This is a genomic window from Paenibacillus sp. FSL R10-2748, assembly GCF_038005565.1.
In the GTDB taxonomy this organism is placed as follows: Bacteria; Bacillota; Bacilli; order Paenibacillales; family Paenibacillaceae; genus Paenibacillus; species Paenibacillus polymyxa_B.
On record NZ_JBBOTK010000001.1, the window covers coordinates 981,244 to 995,762 of the forward strand.

The window sequence follows — 14,519 nt, forward strand, 5'->3', positions numbered from 1 at the left end:
TTTTATCAATACTATATTTTAGAGTATACACTAAAGTTTTTACCTAGGGAAACATTTTATGAAATATAATTCTTGTGTATTTCGTTATACCGTTCGATTTTCGTTCTCCCAATGTGTAATATATAGAAGATATCCAGTCATTAAACCAAAGAATACATATAAAGAGGTGCAGGTCATGGAGCCAACAGGATACAGCCCTTATCGGAACAAACGTCGGCAAGTTCGGATACGAAAAATACTGCTCATTTTTATGCTGGTGTGCTGTCTGCTTGCCCTAACTTCCTGTGCTCGAGGTGACATCCATGTAGATGTTCATCTCGATCAAAGTGTAGATATGGATGCAACGTTCAGTGTAAACAACCAGACACTGATGATGTTGGACAATCCCGGGCTGCTAGATCGATTAGTCAAGCGTATTCAAAGCAACAATGTAGATGTACAGCCGCTAGCTGAACAGGGAAGAAAGGGATATCAAATCAAGGGACATTATCAAGGAGATTGGAGCACAAACAAAAAAAATCCCAGTCAGGGATTAAATCTACCTGAGGGATTAGAAATAAAGCGTGCTGTGAGTCAACATTTTTTCACAACGAATATTGATCTTACCATGAAGCTCGATCTACCACGGATGCTTCCTAAAGAAGCTCAAGGACTGAGTGACAAATTTGAGCAAATGAATGTGTTTGCGCGCAAATTACTGGAGCGGCAGCTGGATCTTAACTTCAGCCTATCCTTACCCATCCAACCTGCTACCAATAATGCGGACCGTGTGTCGGAAGACGGAAAAACACTATATTGGGACATTGCTCCTTTGGAATCTAACGAGCTAAAATTGTCTGTTAACGTACCCAATGTACGACATATCGTGTATGTAGCTGTTACGAGCCTGATACTGATCGTGATCGCTGTGATCTTACTAATTCGTAGACATCGCTCCAAAAAAGAAACTTAAAAAAGCAACTAAAAGTGCGTGTTCAAAAAGTCGGCTTTTCAGGACCGAGAAGGTTGGATGAAGCTAGGGACTGAGTAGCGGAGCGTAGACAGATCTACGTGAGCAACGGAAGGCCCGGCTGAATTCAAGATTCGACGTCGAATCCGCTTCTTGATTAGCTTCGTTATGGAAAGACGACTTTTTGAACAACCTCTAAAAAAATCGTTGTCTAATTTCTGGTGGGGGGATCTGACATTGATCCTCTTCATCCTTGCCAAACCAACGATATCGGTTACGCGCCACCCAGTTATAGACTGCATTGCGTACAAAGCGGGGAACCAGGATGAACACATAGGCCAGCGGATATGGAAAACGAAGACGTTTGGCAATTCGCAAAGCTGCGGTTGACCTTGTATAATACGTACCGTCTTCAATCAGCACGAACGTATCCAACTGATCTGTAGATAGTCCTCCTGCACGTAATAGTTCTTGTCCTGCCTCAGATTGCAGGGAACCAAAATGAAATGTTCCCTTAGGGTCACGCTTGATAATAAAGCGGGCCGCTTTCTGACAAAAGTGGCATACCCCATCCACCAACACAATGGAATGATCTGAATGGGCATGATCAGACTGGTTCATAAATGCATTTCACCTCCAGAGAAATCAACGGCATGAATACCAGCAACGCAACCATATGAATATAAACAAAAAAACGCCGAAAGTATCCGACGCTTGTTTAGAAATGTATAGTCTTTACCTGTTCGAAAAACTAGCTCAATGCTTTCTCAAACAGCTGTTTCGTATTAATTTGCTCTAAAAACTCCTCATGGAACTTATCCATACACTTGCAGATAAAATCCTTATGGCATACCGGGCAAGGCGTCGTTAGCAGTCGACTAATATTCGTCAAGGTCCACTCCGGATTACGTTGAGAAAAAACGCGGCACTCCGTTCCATCGGCCAAACTCATTTTAAACTCATAAAGCCCTTCTTTTTCGTTGCTGCCAGCCAGCGTGAAATTAACAATATTCGGTCTGTAAGACATCATATCACCCGTATTTTTCAAATTTGTTTCGTACCTGATGACCAGAATCACCTAAGCCATCTTAATGAATTTTGGCGATGATGTCAAATGGTCGCGAATCTCAGCTAATCAAGATCTATGTGCAAAAGCCGCCAATAAATCGGCGGCCAGAGTGTAAAAGTTATAGAAATGCAGTCAAATGACATTGAGCTCGACATCAATGTTACCGCGTGTTGCTTTGGAGTATGGACAAAAATCATGTGCTTGGCGTGCCAAATCTTCGGCCTGGGCGCGTTCAATACCAGGTATTTTCACATCCAGACGTACCGCCAGCTGGAAGCCGCCATCGCTTGGGTCCTTGCCGATAGATACGTGGCTGGTGACCTCAACATTATCCACCTTCACCTTAGCCTTTCGGGCCACGTTAGCCAATGCGCTCTCATAGCAGGCACCATAACCTGCCGCAAACAATTGCTCCGGATTCGTAGCTTCTCCACCTGCGCCACCCAGTTCCTTCGGCGTACTGAGCTTATGCTTCAAAACCCCATCAGATGAAGCGACTGAACCGTCTCTTCCACCATGTACCGTTGCTGATGCTGTGTATAATGCTTCCATGATTTCATCTCTCCTTCTCTATATTATTTGCATTCCGCAGGAATCTATCGTCATGTTAATACATGATTTCCTTCTCGTATGTACTTTAAACGAACTACACAAAATGAATCATTTAAAACATGGAAGTTAACTGATTTATTTACCGTTTAATTCCACCTGAAACGCGTAAATTCGAAGAAAAAGGATTGCACCGGGCTATTTATCGTTTCAGTCCGAATGACTACAAGGAAATTGATAAAATATGGAACGGCGTTCACCCGGAAGATGGACAACCTTTGTATGTTAAAGACGGTCCTCCCGAAGGAGCTCCCATCCCCGATTTGGAGGAAAAGCCAGAAATGTTCTCCCCAGGACTATCCTCGGAAGAAATTGAGGAACTGGCTGCACGGCTCTCCCGCAATATTTAAAAGATGTAATTTAAAAAAAATCCAAAACGACCAAGCTGCTCCCATCAGAGTGATATAGCTTGGTTTTTCTATTGTTCAGCTTTATACGATGGCTATATTGCTTCAAAAATACGATTAACTTGCTTGACCACACAAAAGTTGCACTAGACAAAAACTATTGTGGGTGTACAATAGGGATAACACAATCGTTATGTCACTAATAATATATTTCAACATCAATAAAGAAGGTGAAGCGTATGAAAAATACAAAGGGCAACTTCGCGGAAATCGCTTCACTGTCGGAAGTGAATCGTTCCTTGAGCGTCCCGAAAGACGGGACCTGGTTTCGGAAGTTTCTTGCCTTTGCTGGACCCGGCTATATGGTCGCAGTCGGCTATATGGACCCCGGCAACTGGGCCACAGACATCGCCGGCGGATCGAAATTCGGCTACACGCTGCTTAGTGTCATTCTAATCTCCAACCTGATGGCCATCCTGCTGCAAGCCTTATCCGGCAAGCTTGGCATTGCCACAGGTAAAGATTTGGCTCAAATGTGCCGTGATGCCTATAGTCGTCCTGTCGCGATCGGCTTATGGCTATTGTGTGAAATTGCCATTGCAGCCATGGATTTGGCCGAGGTCATCGGTTCAGCCATTGCGCTGAAGCTGCTGTTCGGTCTACCGTTACTATACGGAGTTATCATTACAGCATTTGATGTTATGCTCATTTTACTGCTGCAAAACAAAGGTTTTCGGGCATTGGAAACACTTGTCATTGTGCTGATGGCGACGATTGCCGGCTGTTTTGGCATTAATCTCCTTTTGGCACAACCGGAATGGGGCGGCGTATTGGGCGGCTTTGTACCAGACTCGCAAATTTTGACGAATCCAAGCATGCTGTACATTGCCATCGGTATTATGGGCGCTACTGTAATGCCGCATAACCTGTATCTGCATTCTTCTATTGTACAAACTCGCAAATTTGAGCAGACTTCAGCAGGTAAACGGGAAGCTATTACATTTGCAACTTGGGATTCCAGTATAGCGCTGATGTTCGCTTTATTTATTAATGCCGCCATCTTGATCGTGGCAGCTGCTGTATTCCATACGGCAGGAAGAACAGATGTAGCCGAAATTAGTGATGCCTATTATCTGCTTTCGCCACTACTGGGAACCACACTGGCGAGTATACTATTTGGGGTGGCGTTACTCGCCTCAGGTCAAAATTCAACCGTTACAGGCACTTTAGCTGGACAAATCGTGATGGAGGGCTTTCTGAATCTTCGTCTTTCACCTTGGTTGCGTCGTCTGGTGACCCGACTCATCGCGATCATTCCAGCGGTTATCGTCACTGCAATCGCAGGTGAAAAAGGTGCGGAGGAACTGCTTGTGCTGAGCCAGGTCATCCTGTCCATCCAGCTTCCCTTTGCCATCATTCCATTACTGCTCTTTACCAGCGACAAAAAGATTATGGGTGAATTCGCAAATAAAATGTGGCAAAAAGTATTAACCTGGATCGTGACCGCTGTCATTATCATCTTGAATGTAGTGCTCATCATCCAAACGATTTCAGGTTAATCGGTAGCCAATATATGAATATATTAAAAAGGTATCTCACTTGCCCCAATGGCAGCGAGATACCTTTTTTTTGTTCATCCTATTTTATTTGTCCTGTATAAATTAAATTTTGTATAGCACTCACATAATAATGTGACTCGGCAGAAATCTCAAACCCTATTGACCGATAGAGGTTCAAGGCACGCTCATTTTGCGTAACTACTCCTAGTCGAATCTTAGTGTACTGCTTGGCAAGCAAGATTTTCACCAAACAAGCAAGAATTTCACGGCCATACCCTTTGCCTTGGTATAATGGATGTACACAGAAATCATGAATAACAGCTGTATCCGTATGAACATGATTGACTCGAATCATTCCGACCGGTGTCAGTCTATCTACAGCGAGGTAAGTTACACGTTCTGGTTCTCTCGTATGCTTAAAATAGTTCTTTGTGCAAGACTCGGAATCACCAAAAGCTTGCGATGAACATTCAACCATAAAATCAAAATCCTGATCTTCTTCTAGCCGCAAAACTAAGCCGGATTGATGTAACCTATCAGATTGGAACCGATTTAAATTCATGGAGAATTCAGACGTACTAAAGTTGGCCCCCAAGTGCTTCACACAATCTATTCCAGGTATTGAATTGGACGGGATTCTGATGCGACATGCTTTGATGCCTTGTAATTGTATCTCAGCTGCAGCATTGTACATTAAGGTGCGGAATACACCCTGGCGCCGATAATTAGGATGAACCATAGCGTTAATATTAGCTTCGATTTCATCTGATGTATACCAACTGAGATAGCCAATCAACTGGTTGCCCAATTGGCAAAGGATCGCTTTATCTCCACCATTTTCTTTAAGGCTTTCTATGCCCACTCTTAAACTTGATCCGTCGAAATTCTTGCATAGTTGTTCCAACATTCGTATTCGAGCAATCTGATGATCTGAAAAATCATTCATTTTAAAAAATTTATAATCTTGCATATTATTGGTTACCCTCATCAAGAAGAAACCACGCAGTTTATGGACGAGTAGGCGCTGTCCTTCTATAGTCTGTCCGCTTATTCATCGTTACCATTTGGACCGCCTCCTTGATCATATATGAGTACTATTTTAACTTAATTATCAGACAAATCAATTTATTATATTCTCAACGCTTGGCAGGCTCTACCTTCATTTGCTCCTTAAGCGCGAGATTCAGCTTGAGCACGTTCACACGTGGCTCGCCGAACACCCCTGCGCTGCGGCCTTCTGTCTGCTCCTGCACCAGTGCTCTCAGTCGATCCTGCGGGATACCCGTCAAGCCACTAATGCGCGGAATTTGCACCCGTGCCGCCTGTGGCGAGATGTGCGGGTCCAGACCGGAGCCGGAGTTCGTAATCAGGTCCACCGGAACCTGACTGACGGGTACATCCGGGTTATGCTTCTGCCAATCCGCAATAGAGTCCTTGACTCGCTGTATCAAGGCTGGATTCGACGGCGCGTAGTTACTTGAGCCTGAACCAGCCCCATTGTAATCAACGCTCGATACCCGACCTTGAAAAAACGCCGAATCGGCAAAGGACTGCCCAATCAGTTCGGAGCCGACCACCCGCCCCTCCGCGTCACGAAGCATACTGCCGTTTGCTTGCTGTGGAAACAGAACCTGTGCTACTCCTGTACTGGCTAGCGGATATGCCAAACCGCACAAGAGAATCATCAGCACTGAAGTTCGCAAAGCCACTCCAATAACTGCACTTCCTCGCATCTCTTGTCTCTCCGGTTGTCCTTCTGACACTGTCCCGGTCCCTGTACGTTTGTTATGACCTTGCCCGCCAGATTCGGCTTTTTCGTGCGCAGTAAATCTGCGTCCAGACATCATCCGATAAAAACCACTCATGTCGCTCACCCTTTCTGCGCTAAATCCACAAATGCACCAGCAAATCAATGGCCTTAATGCCGACAAACGGTACGACCATACCGCCCAGACCGTAAATCAGCAAATTCCGTCCCAGCAGGCGATCCGAGCTCATAGGCTTATACTTCACGCCCTTCATGGCCAGCGGAATCAGAAGCGGAATAATAACCGCGTTAAAGATCAGCGCCGACAAAATAGCGGACAGCGGGGAGCCAAGCCCCATGACGTTCAAAGCGTCCATTTGTGGAATGGCCAGCATGAACATCGCCGGGATGATGGCAAAATATTTGGCAACATCGTTTGCAATGCTGAACGTTGTCAATGCTCCGCGCGTCATAAGCAGCTGCTTGCCGATCGCGACCACCTCAATAATTTTGGACGGATCGGAATCTAAGTCCACCATATTAGCCGCTTCTTTGGCCGCGACTGTGCCGCTATTCATGGCAAGACCGACATCCGCTTGCGCCAGCGCAGGTGCATCATTGGTGCCGTCTCCGGTCATAGCAACCAGCTTACCCTGTTCCTGCTCACGTCGGATAACCGCTATTTTGTCCTCCGGCTTGCTCTCAGCTACAAAGTCGTCCACACCCGCTTCTCGTGCAATTGTAGCTGCTGTCAGTGGATTATCTCCGGTACACATGATCGTACGGATACCCATTTCCCGGAGCTGATCAAACCGTTCCTTCATGCCTGGCTTCACTGTATCCTTCAGATAAATAATGCCGTATATCTGATCATCCAGCGCGACTGCCAGCGGTGTACCTCCTTCAGAGGCTACCTGATTCGCTTTTTCCTCCAGATCGGCTGGAACACTGCCGTTTTGCGAGACGATCCATTGCCGAACAGAATCCACCGCGCCTTTGCGTACCTTTCGTCCATCGGCCAGATCCAGACCACTCATCCGGGTCTCCGCCTTGAATTCGATAAAGGTTCCACCTGCTGCCAAGGATGCATCCAGCGTATGCTCCTGTTTGCGCATCAATTCGAGAACCGAGCGACCCTCTGGCGTCTCATCCTTCATAGAGCTAATCGCTGCCCACTTCACTAACTTTGCCTTCTCCACGCCCTCTACAGGCACGAATTCACTCGCCATTCGGTTCCCAAAGGTGATTGTACCTGTTTTATCCAAAATCATCGTGTTGATATCCCCAGAAGCTTCTACCGCCTTGCCTGACATGGCCAGCACGTTAAACTGGGTGACCCGGTCCATACCGGCAATCCCGATGGCTGACAGCAGTCCTCCAATCGTGGTTGGAATCAGACAGACTAGCAACGAAATCAGCACAGGAACAGGCAAATCAATGTTAAAATGACGGGCAATCGGCGCCAGCGTAACCACTACAATTAGAAAAATAATCGTTAAGCTAATCAGCAAAGTGTTCAGTGCAATCTCATTCGGCGTTTTTTGCCGCTGTGCGCCTTCCACGAGCGAAATCATTTTATCAATAAATGTCTCGCCCGGCTCTGTCGTAATCCGCACCTTAATCCGGTCACTAACCACTCGCGTCCCGCCGGTTACCGAGCAAAAATCACCACCCGATTCCTTGATGACCGGAGCCGATTCGCCCGTAATTGCAGATTCATCCACCGAAGCCAGACCTTCAATGACCTCACCATCGCTTGGGATCATTTCGCCCTGGGAGACAATAACCACGTCCCCCTTACGCAATTCGGTTGAGCTAACCACCTGAATGTCATTCCCGATGAGCTTGTTAGCTTGCGTATCCTGCTTGGATTTTTTTAAAGAGGCAGCTTGTGCCTTACCCCGCCCCTCCGCGAGCGCTTCGGCAAAATTAGCAAAAAGCAACGTAAACAACAGAATAACAAACACGGCCAGGTTAAAGCCCATTTCCTTGCCAGTTCCAAAATAACCGGGAAGCAGTAACATTAGCAGCACGACCAATGTACCGATCTCCACGACGAACATGACAGGATTCTTCATCATAATCATCGGATTTAATTTTATAAAGCTATCCTTGATCGCATGCTTCAAGATGCTTCTGTCCAGCATGTGTTTGCGTTGTTCCTTCATGATCAAACACCCCGTTCATCCATTCTCATTTTCTTCTTCACATGGTCAAAAATTCAGCAACAGGTCCCAATACGATAACGGGTAAAAAGGTCAACGCACCAATCAGCAGCACGACCCCGATCAGAATGGCTCCAAATAACTTGTTGTCCGTACGCAGTGTCCCCGTCGTCACCGGAGTCGGTGCTTTGGCATTCAATGAAGCCGCCACAGCCAACAATGCAATCATAGATACATATCGTCCGAAGAACATAACCAGCCCCGTTGTCATGTTCCAGAATACGTTGTTATCCGAAAGACCTTCAAATCCCGAACCGTTATTTGCAGCAGATGACGCATATTCATAGAGCACCTGAGTCAACCCGTGATAGCCAGGGTTAGTGACCGCGTCGTATCCCCAATGACTCATAAACGCAAGCGCAGTTGGGGCGAGAATGAGGAACGGATGTACCAAAATGGCAATCGCGATCAGCTTCATTTCCTTGCCTTCAATTTTCCTTCCCATAAATTCCGGAGTTCTCCCGACCATCAGTCCGCATATAAACACACCCAGAATCGCATACATCAGCATATTCATCAGCCCGACACCCTTGCCGCCAAAAATGACGTTTAGCATCATTTCTCCCAAAGCAGCCATGCCACCCAGTGGGGTTAGTGTATCATGCATATTATTGACCGAACCTGTCGTTGCCGCTGTTGTGACCGCAGTGAATAAAGCCGATTGTCCAATGCCGAAACGAACCTCTTTCCCTTCCATGCTTCCTTGAGAAGCATCCACACCCAGTGTCTGGATTAACGGGTTACCTGTCTTTTCAGACACGTACGTAATAGATAGAAAAATAAGAAACAATACCATCATGGAGCTAAAAATAATCCAGCCCTGCTTACGATTACGGGCAAACAATCCAAAGGTATACGGCAACGAAGCCGGCATTATCCACATTGCCAAAATTTCCAGCACGTTCGTCCAAGGACTTGGATTTTCAAAAGGATGCGCAGAGTTAGCTCCCGCATAACCGCCTCCATTCGTCCCCAAATGCTTGATGGACTCCAGAGAAGCAATGGGCCCCATAGAAATCTGCTGCTGTGTTCCGCTCAGCGTCGTAAGATCCGCCGTAGGCTGTAGCGTCTGTGGTACCTTCAATCCAACCAGCACCAGCGTAAGCACAAAGGCCAGCGGCAGGAAAATCCTTATAATGGCTTTAATAAAATCTTGAAAGAAATTGCCCATCCCTTCACCGCGCCGCGTCAATCCTCTCATAAAAGCCGCAGCAACCGCAAAACCGGAAGCAGCCGAAGTGAACATCATCATCGTGACGAACGCCATCTGTGTCAGATACGTAAGCCCGCTTTCTCCGCTATAATGTTGGAGATTCGTATTCGTCATAAAGCTGATTACCGTATTAAAAGCTAGTGATGCTTCCATATTACTGTTTCCAGCCGGATTACCAGGAAGCATTCCCTGTAAACGCAACAGCAAGTAGCTGATCGCCACAAGCACGACATTCGTTGCAATGAAACTCATAACATACGTAGTCCAACGCATGCTCTCCAGCTTCTTCAATCCTACAATCTTATAAATCAGCTTTTCTGTTCCGCCAAAAATCCGATCCGTCCGATTGGGTTCATTCGAGAATACATGATACATATAGGTGCCCACTGGCTTTACCAAGAGCAGCAATATGACGATCACAATTCCAATTTGAAGCAGCTCCATCCTTTATTCCTCCTTCAAAATGCTCCTGCGTTTGGAACAACAGATCTGCTTCCAGAGCACCAATTGTGTGCACACGTTTGCGAAAACCCGCTACCTATGATGCTTAATATTCAGATCTGTTGTTCCCGCCCGCTCTATCCCCTATAGCTGACTAGAACTTTTCAGGGTTCAGGAGTGCGTAGATTAAATACATAAACACAATAGCCGTAAGCCCAAGTATAACGATCATCCTCTTCGTCCTCCTTTAGAGGTCTGCGCATCACACCAGCGTACAAACAGCAGTATCACTCCATAACTCACAGCCATGACGAGCAGCATGTATATATCCATCATGTTTATACCCTCCGTATCGGTCCTCAGATCGCCATTCTTATTTGATCATAAAATCATAAAACAACTATGTTATAAGTGCTTATCCGTTCAGCAGAAAACCCACCTCTCCGTTCAATGTGTAGATCACATGATCCGCTCCCAATCCCCGATAAATTCCTTGTGGATTACAGCCGTGCGTAATAACATAGATCGATTCCGATGTTAGCGGCCGACATATTTGCAGGAAACGGCACGTCAGATTCAAGCTGTTCTCGAACAAATACACACTACCAATTTCTTTTTTTGGAAAATTCCATTTTCCCGCTTGCATGGTATTGATGCGGACAATGTGCTCCACACCCATTTTTTTGAGCTGTCGTTCCTCCTGGGCGCTATTCGTGAGAACTGCAAACGCCAATTTTTTGAAAATAAGCAATTTCACAAAACTTCTGCCCGCTTCATTCGGTGCAGTGACAATAATTAACCGACCTTCCATCAGTAGCTCCTCTCCCGGTATAAAAAGACAACAAAAAGAAGCCGAAGGAAAAAGGCTTTCCTCCGGCTTCTTACATATCCATGATAAAATAAACCATGGCTGCACACGGCGGTTTGTTGCCTCTCCCTGTACGCTTACGAGGTTAGCTGTCGGATTCGGACGTGAGAGTCGCCCTATTTCTGGCACTTGACCTGAAAATTCACCCCATGAGACACACGGCTTCCGAAGCCGTACAATCTCGATTGGTTCCCCCGCTTTTGCAACTGCAAAATTCAGCGCTATAGACATTTCGTTGTTGCTTCATTCAAGTTAATTTGAAATTACGTCTTGAATCATACACCCGCGCATGGAAGACTGTAAAGCTCAACTGCGGGGTTATAAATCGGCCTTTAGAGCCTAGGATATTAATAATAGCGCTTACAATGCAACTATGCTTCTCACAGCTCATTCAATCTCTGTTTTTCATCCCTTTTTGAAAATGACAAGCATGTCAATATTGGCGTAGGGTAGAGCGTTTTTGGCCTTTTTTTGTAAAAAGAGAAGAAAATACGCTATATGTACCAGCTAAACACCGATTGAACCCGCTTTTATAAGAAGAAACACCTTAATTCGCTCCATTTGCGGTGCGATTTACTGTTTTGAACAAAATACGATTTTACAGCGGCTAAAGGCTTGATACAGCTTTTCCAGACTTGCAACCTTGCTTTTAATTGCTTACAATTTAATTGCTGAATATTGAATAAGGAGAGATACTATGACCGTTTATGAATATGATGCGCACACCCTGCAAGGGAAACAAATTCCGTTATCCACATATGAAGGGAACGTTCTGCTTATCGTGAACACTGCCAGCAAATGTGGGTTAACCCCCCAATACAAAGCGCTACAAGAGCTATATGACCAGTACCATGAACAGGGGCTCGAAATTTTGGGATTTCCCAGCAACCAATTTGCCAAACAAGAGCCAGGTTCCAGCGAGGAGATTTCCGAGTTTTGCCAGATCAATTATGGTGTTACCTTTCCGATGTTCGCCAAGACAGATGTCAATGGCGATCAAGCGCACCCCTTATTTCGTTACCTGACCCAAACTGCTCCGGGGGTATTAGGGTCCAAAGCGATCAAATGGAATTTTACTAAATTCTTAATTACACGAGAAGGTAACGTATTTAAGCGCTATGCACCGCAAACCACTCCAGATAAGCTGGCGGGAGATATAGAGAAGCTTTTGCAGCAAAACTGACATCCTTCTTTATCAGTTAATAAACGACCTATTGTCTACCGTTGCTTCTGTGGCTAAAGGATATAACGAAAAATGCTTAACAAAAAAAGCATCCCTTCACGTAAACCGTGTCAGGATGCTTTTTTAACTGAGTCTTGCATATAATGCGGTCGAGAGGACTCGAACCTCCACGGGCGTACGCCCACTACCCCCTCAAGATAGCGTGTCTGCCATTCCACCACGACCGCAAATCATAATGTAATGAGGCAACAGATTTATTATACTCTCTCATCAACTATTTGTAAACAAAAATATAATAATTATTTTATACGTTATTTTAACTAACATATATGAGCGATAAGAATATTTAATTTGACACAAAAGCTATTTAAATGTAAATATATATTACATATATTTCGAATATTTTTCGTTATCCCCAAGTAAAAAGTAAAATAACATAACATAAGGATTCACTTCGAGGAGGCGAACCACCTTGCATAAAGGCAACCGCTTGCTGAACTATGCATTATTGTTGGACCCTTCCCTACCTGTTGGTGGCTTCACCCGTTTTAACGGACTGGAGAAACTATCGCGTAACGGACATTTGAACAGTCTACAAGACCTGGAACATTACATGCTGGATGATTTGTATCCTCAATTTACAACCGTTGACGGCATGGCTATCAAAAGTCTGTATGTCGCCATCCAGCAGAATGACAGTTGGCGGATCGCCCTCATTGATAAGATGCTGCATACCCAACGTCCCTCCTGGCAGCATGTGAAGGAGTTTCGTCTATCCGGTCAGCGTCTGCTCAAGCTCGCTAAGGCTCTTTATCCTTGGCTTGAATTTGACCAGTTGGAATGCATACTCATTCAATACAATGCGATTGGCACACTCGCTACCGTTCACACCTGGATTAACTTCCTCCTCGGAAACGATGTAGAACAGACCGTTCACGGCTATCTTAGCGCAGCGGTGTCCTTCTGTGTGGAAGATGCCTTCAAACTACTCAATCCTCCTTATGAGGAAAAGAACCCTCTTATGGAGCGTATGACAAGCGAGCTCCTCTCTGCCTGGAAGAAGCTTAACCAACCTGAGCCAACTGCATCTCAGCGTCGCTTTCTTCACAGACATTGGTCCAGCTCCTACATCACTCTACCTCTTTATATGAGCCATAATAACCAATTGGATGAACCTAGACTGTTTTCCTCCTCAGGTCTATTCAAACGCCTTCCAGCATCCCCCTGATGCGTCGCTTCGCCAATGTGGTCACAACACGAAAAACACTCTGTCCCTTTCCTCAGGTGGCAGAGTGTTTTTTATCCACATATAATCGCAATTCACACCATTAGCAGACTCTAGACGGATTATCAGAACCACCTAGCACTTAATTAAGTAATTAATTCAACAAAAAGACGCATTTACGATTGTAAAAACACGTATAAAAGTGTATCATAGTGTCAGATGGTTAATTCTAACATGTTTACTGATGATTATTATAACACACCAATTATTCCGCAAGAATCCGTAAGGGGCGATTTCTCTTGAACAACAAAATGCCTGTCACCTCCTTCGGGTGGGCCATCAAACAACGGCTTGTCGAACTTCGACTGGATCAGAAAACATTTTGTGAGACACACAATATTCCGCCCTCACGCTTGTCCAATCTGATTCACGGCACCCGCAAAGCACAAAGGTACAGAAAACAAGTTTCTGCAATTCTGAACATCGACGATAACGATTATAAGGAGGCACCGCCACTCTAAACCCAACAAGCATTCCAGTTACATATAGGTCATTCCATATCACCAAGAAACCAAATAAACCCGTAAAGCGAACCCCTCCAGGTCGTTTACGGGTTTTCAACCCAGACGATCTTTAGCCAAAAAATTATTCCGGCTTTGTTTTATCCTTCTCACTTTTTTGCTTACGATATTTCGCAAATTCAACATATTCTAAAATAAAATTCTGTTCTTCCGTCTCAAGATCTTCTGCCTGGCAATTCAGTGGCCCCATCACTCCAAAAAAATAAGCAGCCTTCTGCTCCTGAAGTACGCCTTCCCCTGGCTTAATCCCTTTCATTAACCAATCAAGCGATACATTAAAAAAGTCCGAAATCTGAATCAAATGGGTGGTACCCGGCGTTGTTTTACCTCTTCTCCAATCACCGAGATTCCCTGAACTGATTTTAAGTTTTTCACAAAATGCCTTCTTGGTCATTCCGCGATCCTTAATCAAAGCTTCAATCCGCTGATAAATAGTTTGATCTCCCAAAATGTTTCCCCTCCGACACAGTAACTTTTTCTGAAATAATTTTCATTTTTCAGCC

16 protein-coding genes, 1 tRNA gene and 1 riboswitch are annotated in these 14,519 nt (G+C 45.1%); of the genes, 6 read left to right on the forward strand and 11 right to left on the reverse strand.

Annotation, left to right across the window (positions count from 1 at the left end):
• The first annotated feature begins 175 nt into the window (after positions 1–175).
• Positions 176–952, forward strand: a complete 777-nt coding sequence (locus NSS66_RS04650; protein ID WP_075153921.1) for a DUF3153 domain-containing protein — start codon at positions 176–178, stop codon at positions 950–952.
• Between the two features lie 192 nt (positions 953–1,144).
• Here the strand turns inward: NSS66_RS04650 and NSS66_RS04655 are convergent, their stop codons facing one another.
• From NSS66_RS04655 to NSS66_RS04665, 3 genes are all read right to left on the reverse strand, one after another.
• Complete coding sequence (locus NSS66_RS04655) at positions 1,145–1,570, reverse strand: thiol-disulfide oxidoreductase DCC family protein (protein WP_068939871.1); 426 nt, start codon at positions 1,568–1,570, stop codon at positions 1,145–1,147.
• A gap of 130 nt (positions 1,571–1,700) precedes the next feature.
• The gene (locus tag NSS66_RS04660) at positions 1,701–2,027 is read right to left on the reverse strand and encodes a hypothetical protein (RefSeq protein ID WP_025722703.1); all 327 of its coding nucleotides are present in this window, start codon (positions 2,025–2,027) and stop codon (positions 1,701–1,703) included.
• Positions 2,028–2,150: 123 nt separating this feature from the next.
• Complete coding sequence (locus NSS66_RS04665; protein ID WP_013309264.1) at positions 2,151–2,570, reverse strand: organic hydroperoxide resistance protein; 420 nt, start codon at positions 2,568–2,570, stop codon at positions 2,151–2,153.
• A gap of 149 nt (positions 2,571–2,719) precedes the next feature.
• Between NSS66_RS04665 and NSS66_RS04670 the strand changes: the two genes are divergently transcribed.
• Complete coding sequence (locus NSS66_RS04670; protein WP_256026526.1) at positions 2,720–2,977, forward strand: manganese catalase family protein; 258 nt, start codon at positions 2,720–2,722, stop codon at positions 2,975–2,977.
• A gap of 236 nt (positions 2,978–3,213) precedes the next feature.
• The gene (locus NSS66_RS04675) at positions 3,214–4,533 is read left to right on the forward strand and encodes an Nramp family divalent metal transporter (protein ID WP_023987609.1); all 1,320 of its coding nucleotides are present in this window, start codon (positions 3,214–3,216) and stop codon (positions 4,531–4,533) included.
• 79 nt (positions 4,534–4,612) lie between these two features.
• On the opposite strand, the gene NSS66_RS04680 is transcribed toward NSS66_RS04675, so the two are convergent.
• The 6 genes from NSS66_RS04680 to NSS66_RS04700 all read right to left on the reverse strand — a co-directional run bounded on the left by NSS66_RS04680 (position 4,613) and on the right by NSS66_RS04700 (position 10,970).
• On the reverse strand, positions 4,613–5,503 hold the full coding sequence (locus tag NSS66_RS04680) for a GNAT family N-acetyltransferase (RefSeq protein ID WP_053324900.1): 891 nt from the start codon (positions 5,501–5,503) through the stop codon (positions 4,613–4,615).
• A 166-nt stretch (positions 5,504–5,669) separates the two neighbouring features.
• Positions 5,670–6,398: a potassium-transporting ATPase subunit KdpC gene (gene kdpC, locus NSS66_RS04685; RefSeq protein WP_068939864.1), complete on the reverse strand. Its 729-nt coding sequence runs from the start codon at positions 6,396–6,398 to the stop codon at positions 5,670–5,672.
• Positions 6,399–6,417: 19 nt separating this feature from the next.
• Positions 6,418–8,448 carry a potassium-transporting ATPase subunit KdpB gene (kdpB, locus tag NSS66_RS04690; RefSeq protein WP_075153918.1) on the reverse strand — a complete coding sequence of 677 codons (2,031 nt, stop codon included), beginning with the start codon at positions 8,446–8,448 and terminating at the stop codon, positions 6,418–6,420.
• A 37-nt stretch (positions 8,449–8,485) separates the two neighbouring features.
• Complete coding sequence (gene kdpA / locus NSS66_RS04695) at positions 8,486–10,162, reverse strand: potassium-transporting ATPase subunit KdpA (protein ID WP_053324899.1); 1,677 nt, start codon at positions 10,160–10,162, stop codon at positions 8,486–8,488.
• 151 nt (positions 10,163–10,313) lie between these two features.
• A complete protein-coding gene (locus tag NSS66_RS26805; RefSeq protein WP_071559652.1) occupies positions 10,314–10,391 on the reverse strand; it encodes a potassium-transporting ATPase subunit F in 78 nt (25 codons plus the stop codon).
• Positions 10,392–10,574: 183 nt separating this feature from the next.
• Positions 10,575–10,970 (reverse strand): hypothetical protein, encoded by a 396-nt coding sequence (locus NSS66_RS04700; protein WP_023987603.1) that lies wholly within the window; start codon positions 10,968–10,970, stop codon positions 10,575–10,577.
• Between the two features lie 115 nt (positions 10,971–11,085).
• Positions 11,086–11,258, reverse strand: a riboswitch (cyclic di-AMP (ydaO/yuaA leader).
• Positions 11,259–11,724: 466 nt separating this feature from the next.
• Between NSS66_RS04700 and NSS66_RS04705 the strand changes: the two genes are divergently transcribed.
• Entirely contained in the window at positions 11,725–12,210 is a 486-nt protein-coding gene (locus NSS66_RS04705; RefSeq protein ID WP_023987602.1) for a glutathione peroxidase, read from the forward strand.
• Between the two features lie 144 nt (positions 12,211–12,354).
• Here the strand turns inward: NSS66_RS04705 and NSS66_RS04710 are convergent.
• Positions 12,355–12,437: transfer RNA gene (locus NSS66_RS04710), tRNA-Leu, on the reverse strand.
• A gap of 263 nt (positions 12,438–12,700) precedes the next feature.
• On the opposite strand from NSS66_RS04710, the gene NSS66_RS04715 reads away from it, so the two are divergent.
• Both NSS66_RS04715 and NSS66_RS04720 read left to right on the forward strand, forming a co-directional pair.
• Complete coding sequence (locus tag NSS66_RS04715) at positions 12,701–13,438, forward strand: urease accessory protein UreF (RefSeq protein WP_340958596.1); 738 nt, start codon at positions 12,701–12,703, stop codon at positions 13,436–13,438.
• A gap of 296 nt (positions 13,439–13,734) precedes the next feature.
• Complete coding sequence (locus NSS66_RS04720; protein ID WP_023987600.1) at positions 13,735–13,956, forward strand: Rha family transcriptional regulator; 222 nt, start codon at positions 13,735–13,737, stop codon at positions 13,954–13,956.
• 124 nt (positions 13,957–14,080) lie between these two features.
• On the opposite strand, the gene NSS66_RS04725 is transcribed toward NSS66_RS04720, so the two are convergent.
• Positions 14,081–14,464 (reverse strand): helix-turn-helix domain-containing protein, encoded by a 384-nt coding sequence (locus NSS66_RS04725; RefSeq protein WP_013309253.1) that lies wholly within the window; start codon positions 14,462–14,464, stop codon positions 14,081–14,083.
• Positions 14,465–14,519: the final 55 nt, after the last annotated feature.

Bases quoted from the DNA above. Each gene is read 5' to 3' on its own strand.
- NSS66_RS04650 (WP_075153921.1), top strand. From the start codon at position 176: ATGGAGCCAACAGGATACAGCCCTTATCGGAACAAACGTCGGCAAGTT.
- NSS66_RS04655 (WP_068939871.1), bottom strand. From the start codon at position 1,570: ATGAACCAGTCTGATCATGCCCATTCAGATCATTCCATTGTGTTGGTG.
- NSS66_RS04665 (WP_013309264.1), bottom strand. From the start codon at position 2,570: ATGGAAGCATTATACACAGCATCAGCAACGGTACATGGTGGAAGAGAC.
- NSS66_RS04675 (WP_023987609.1), top strand. From the start codon at position 3,214: ATGAAAAATACAAAGGGCAACTTCGCGGAAATCGCTTCACTGTCGGAA.
- NSS66_RS04680 (WP_053324900.1), bottom strand. From the start codon at position 5,503: ATGCAAGATTATAAATTTTTTAAAATGAATGATTTTTCAGATCATCAG.
- kdpC (WP_068939864.1), bottom strand. From the start codon at position 6,398: ATGAGTGGTTTTTATCGGATGATGTCTGGACGCAGATTTACTGCGCAC.
- kdpB (WP_075153918.1), bottom strand. From the start codon at position 8,448: ATGAAGGAACAACGCAAACACATGCTGGACAGAAGCATCTTGAAGCAT.
- kdpA (WP_053324899.1), bottom strand. From the start codon at position 10,162: ATGGAGCTGCTTCAAATTGGAATTGTGATCGTCATATTGCTGCTCTTG.
- NSS66_RS26805 (WP_071559652.1), bottom strand. From the start codon at position 10,391: ATGATCGTTATACTTGGGCTTACGGCTATTGTGTTTATGTATTTAATC.
- NSS66_RS04700 (WP_023987603.1), bottom strand. From the start codon at position 10,970: ATGGAAGGTCGGTTAATTATTGTCACTGCACCGAATGAAGCGGGCAGA.
- NSS66_RS04705 (WP_023987602.1), top strand. From the start codon at position 11,725: ATGACCGTTTATGAATATGATGCGCACACCCTGCAAGGGAAACAAATT.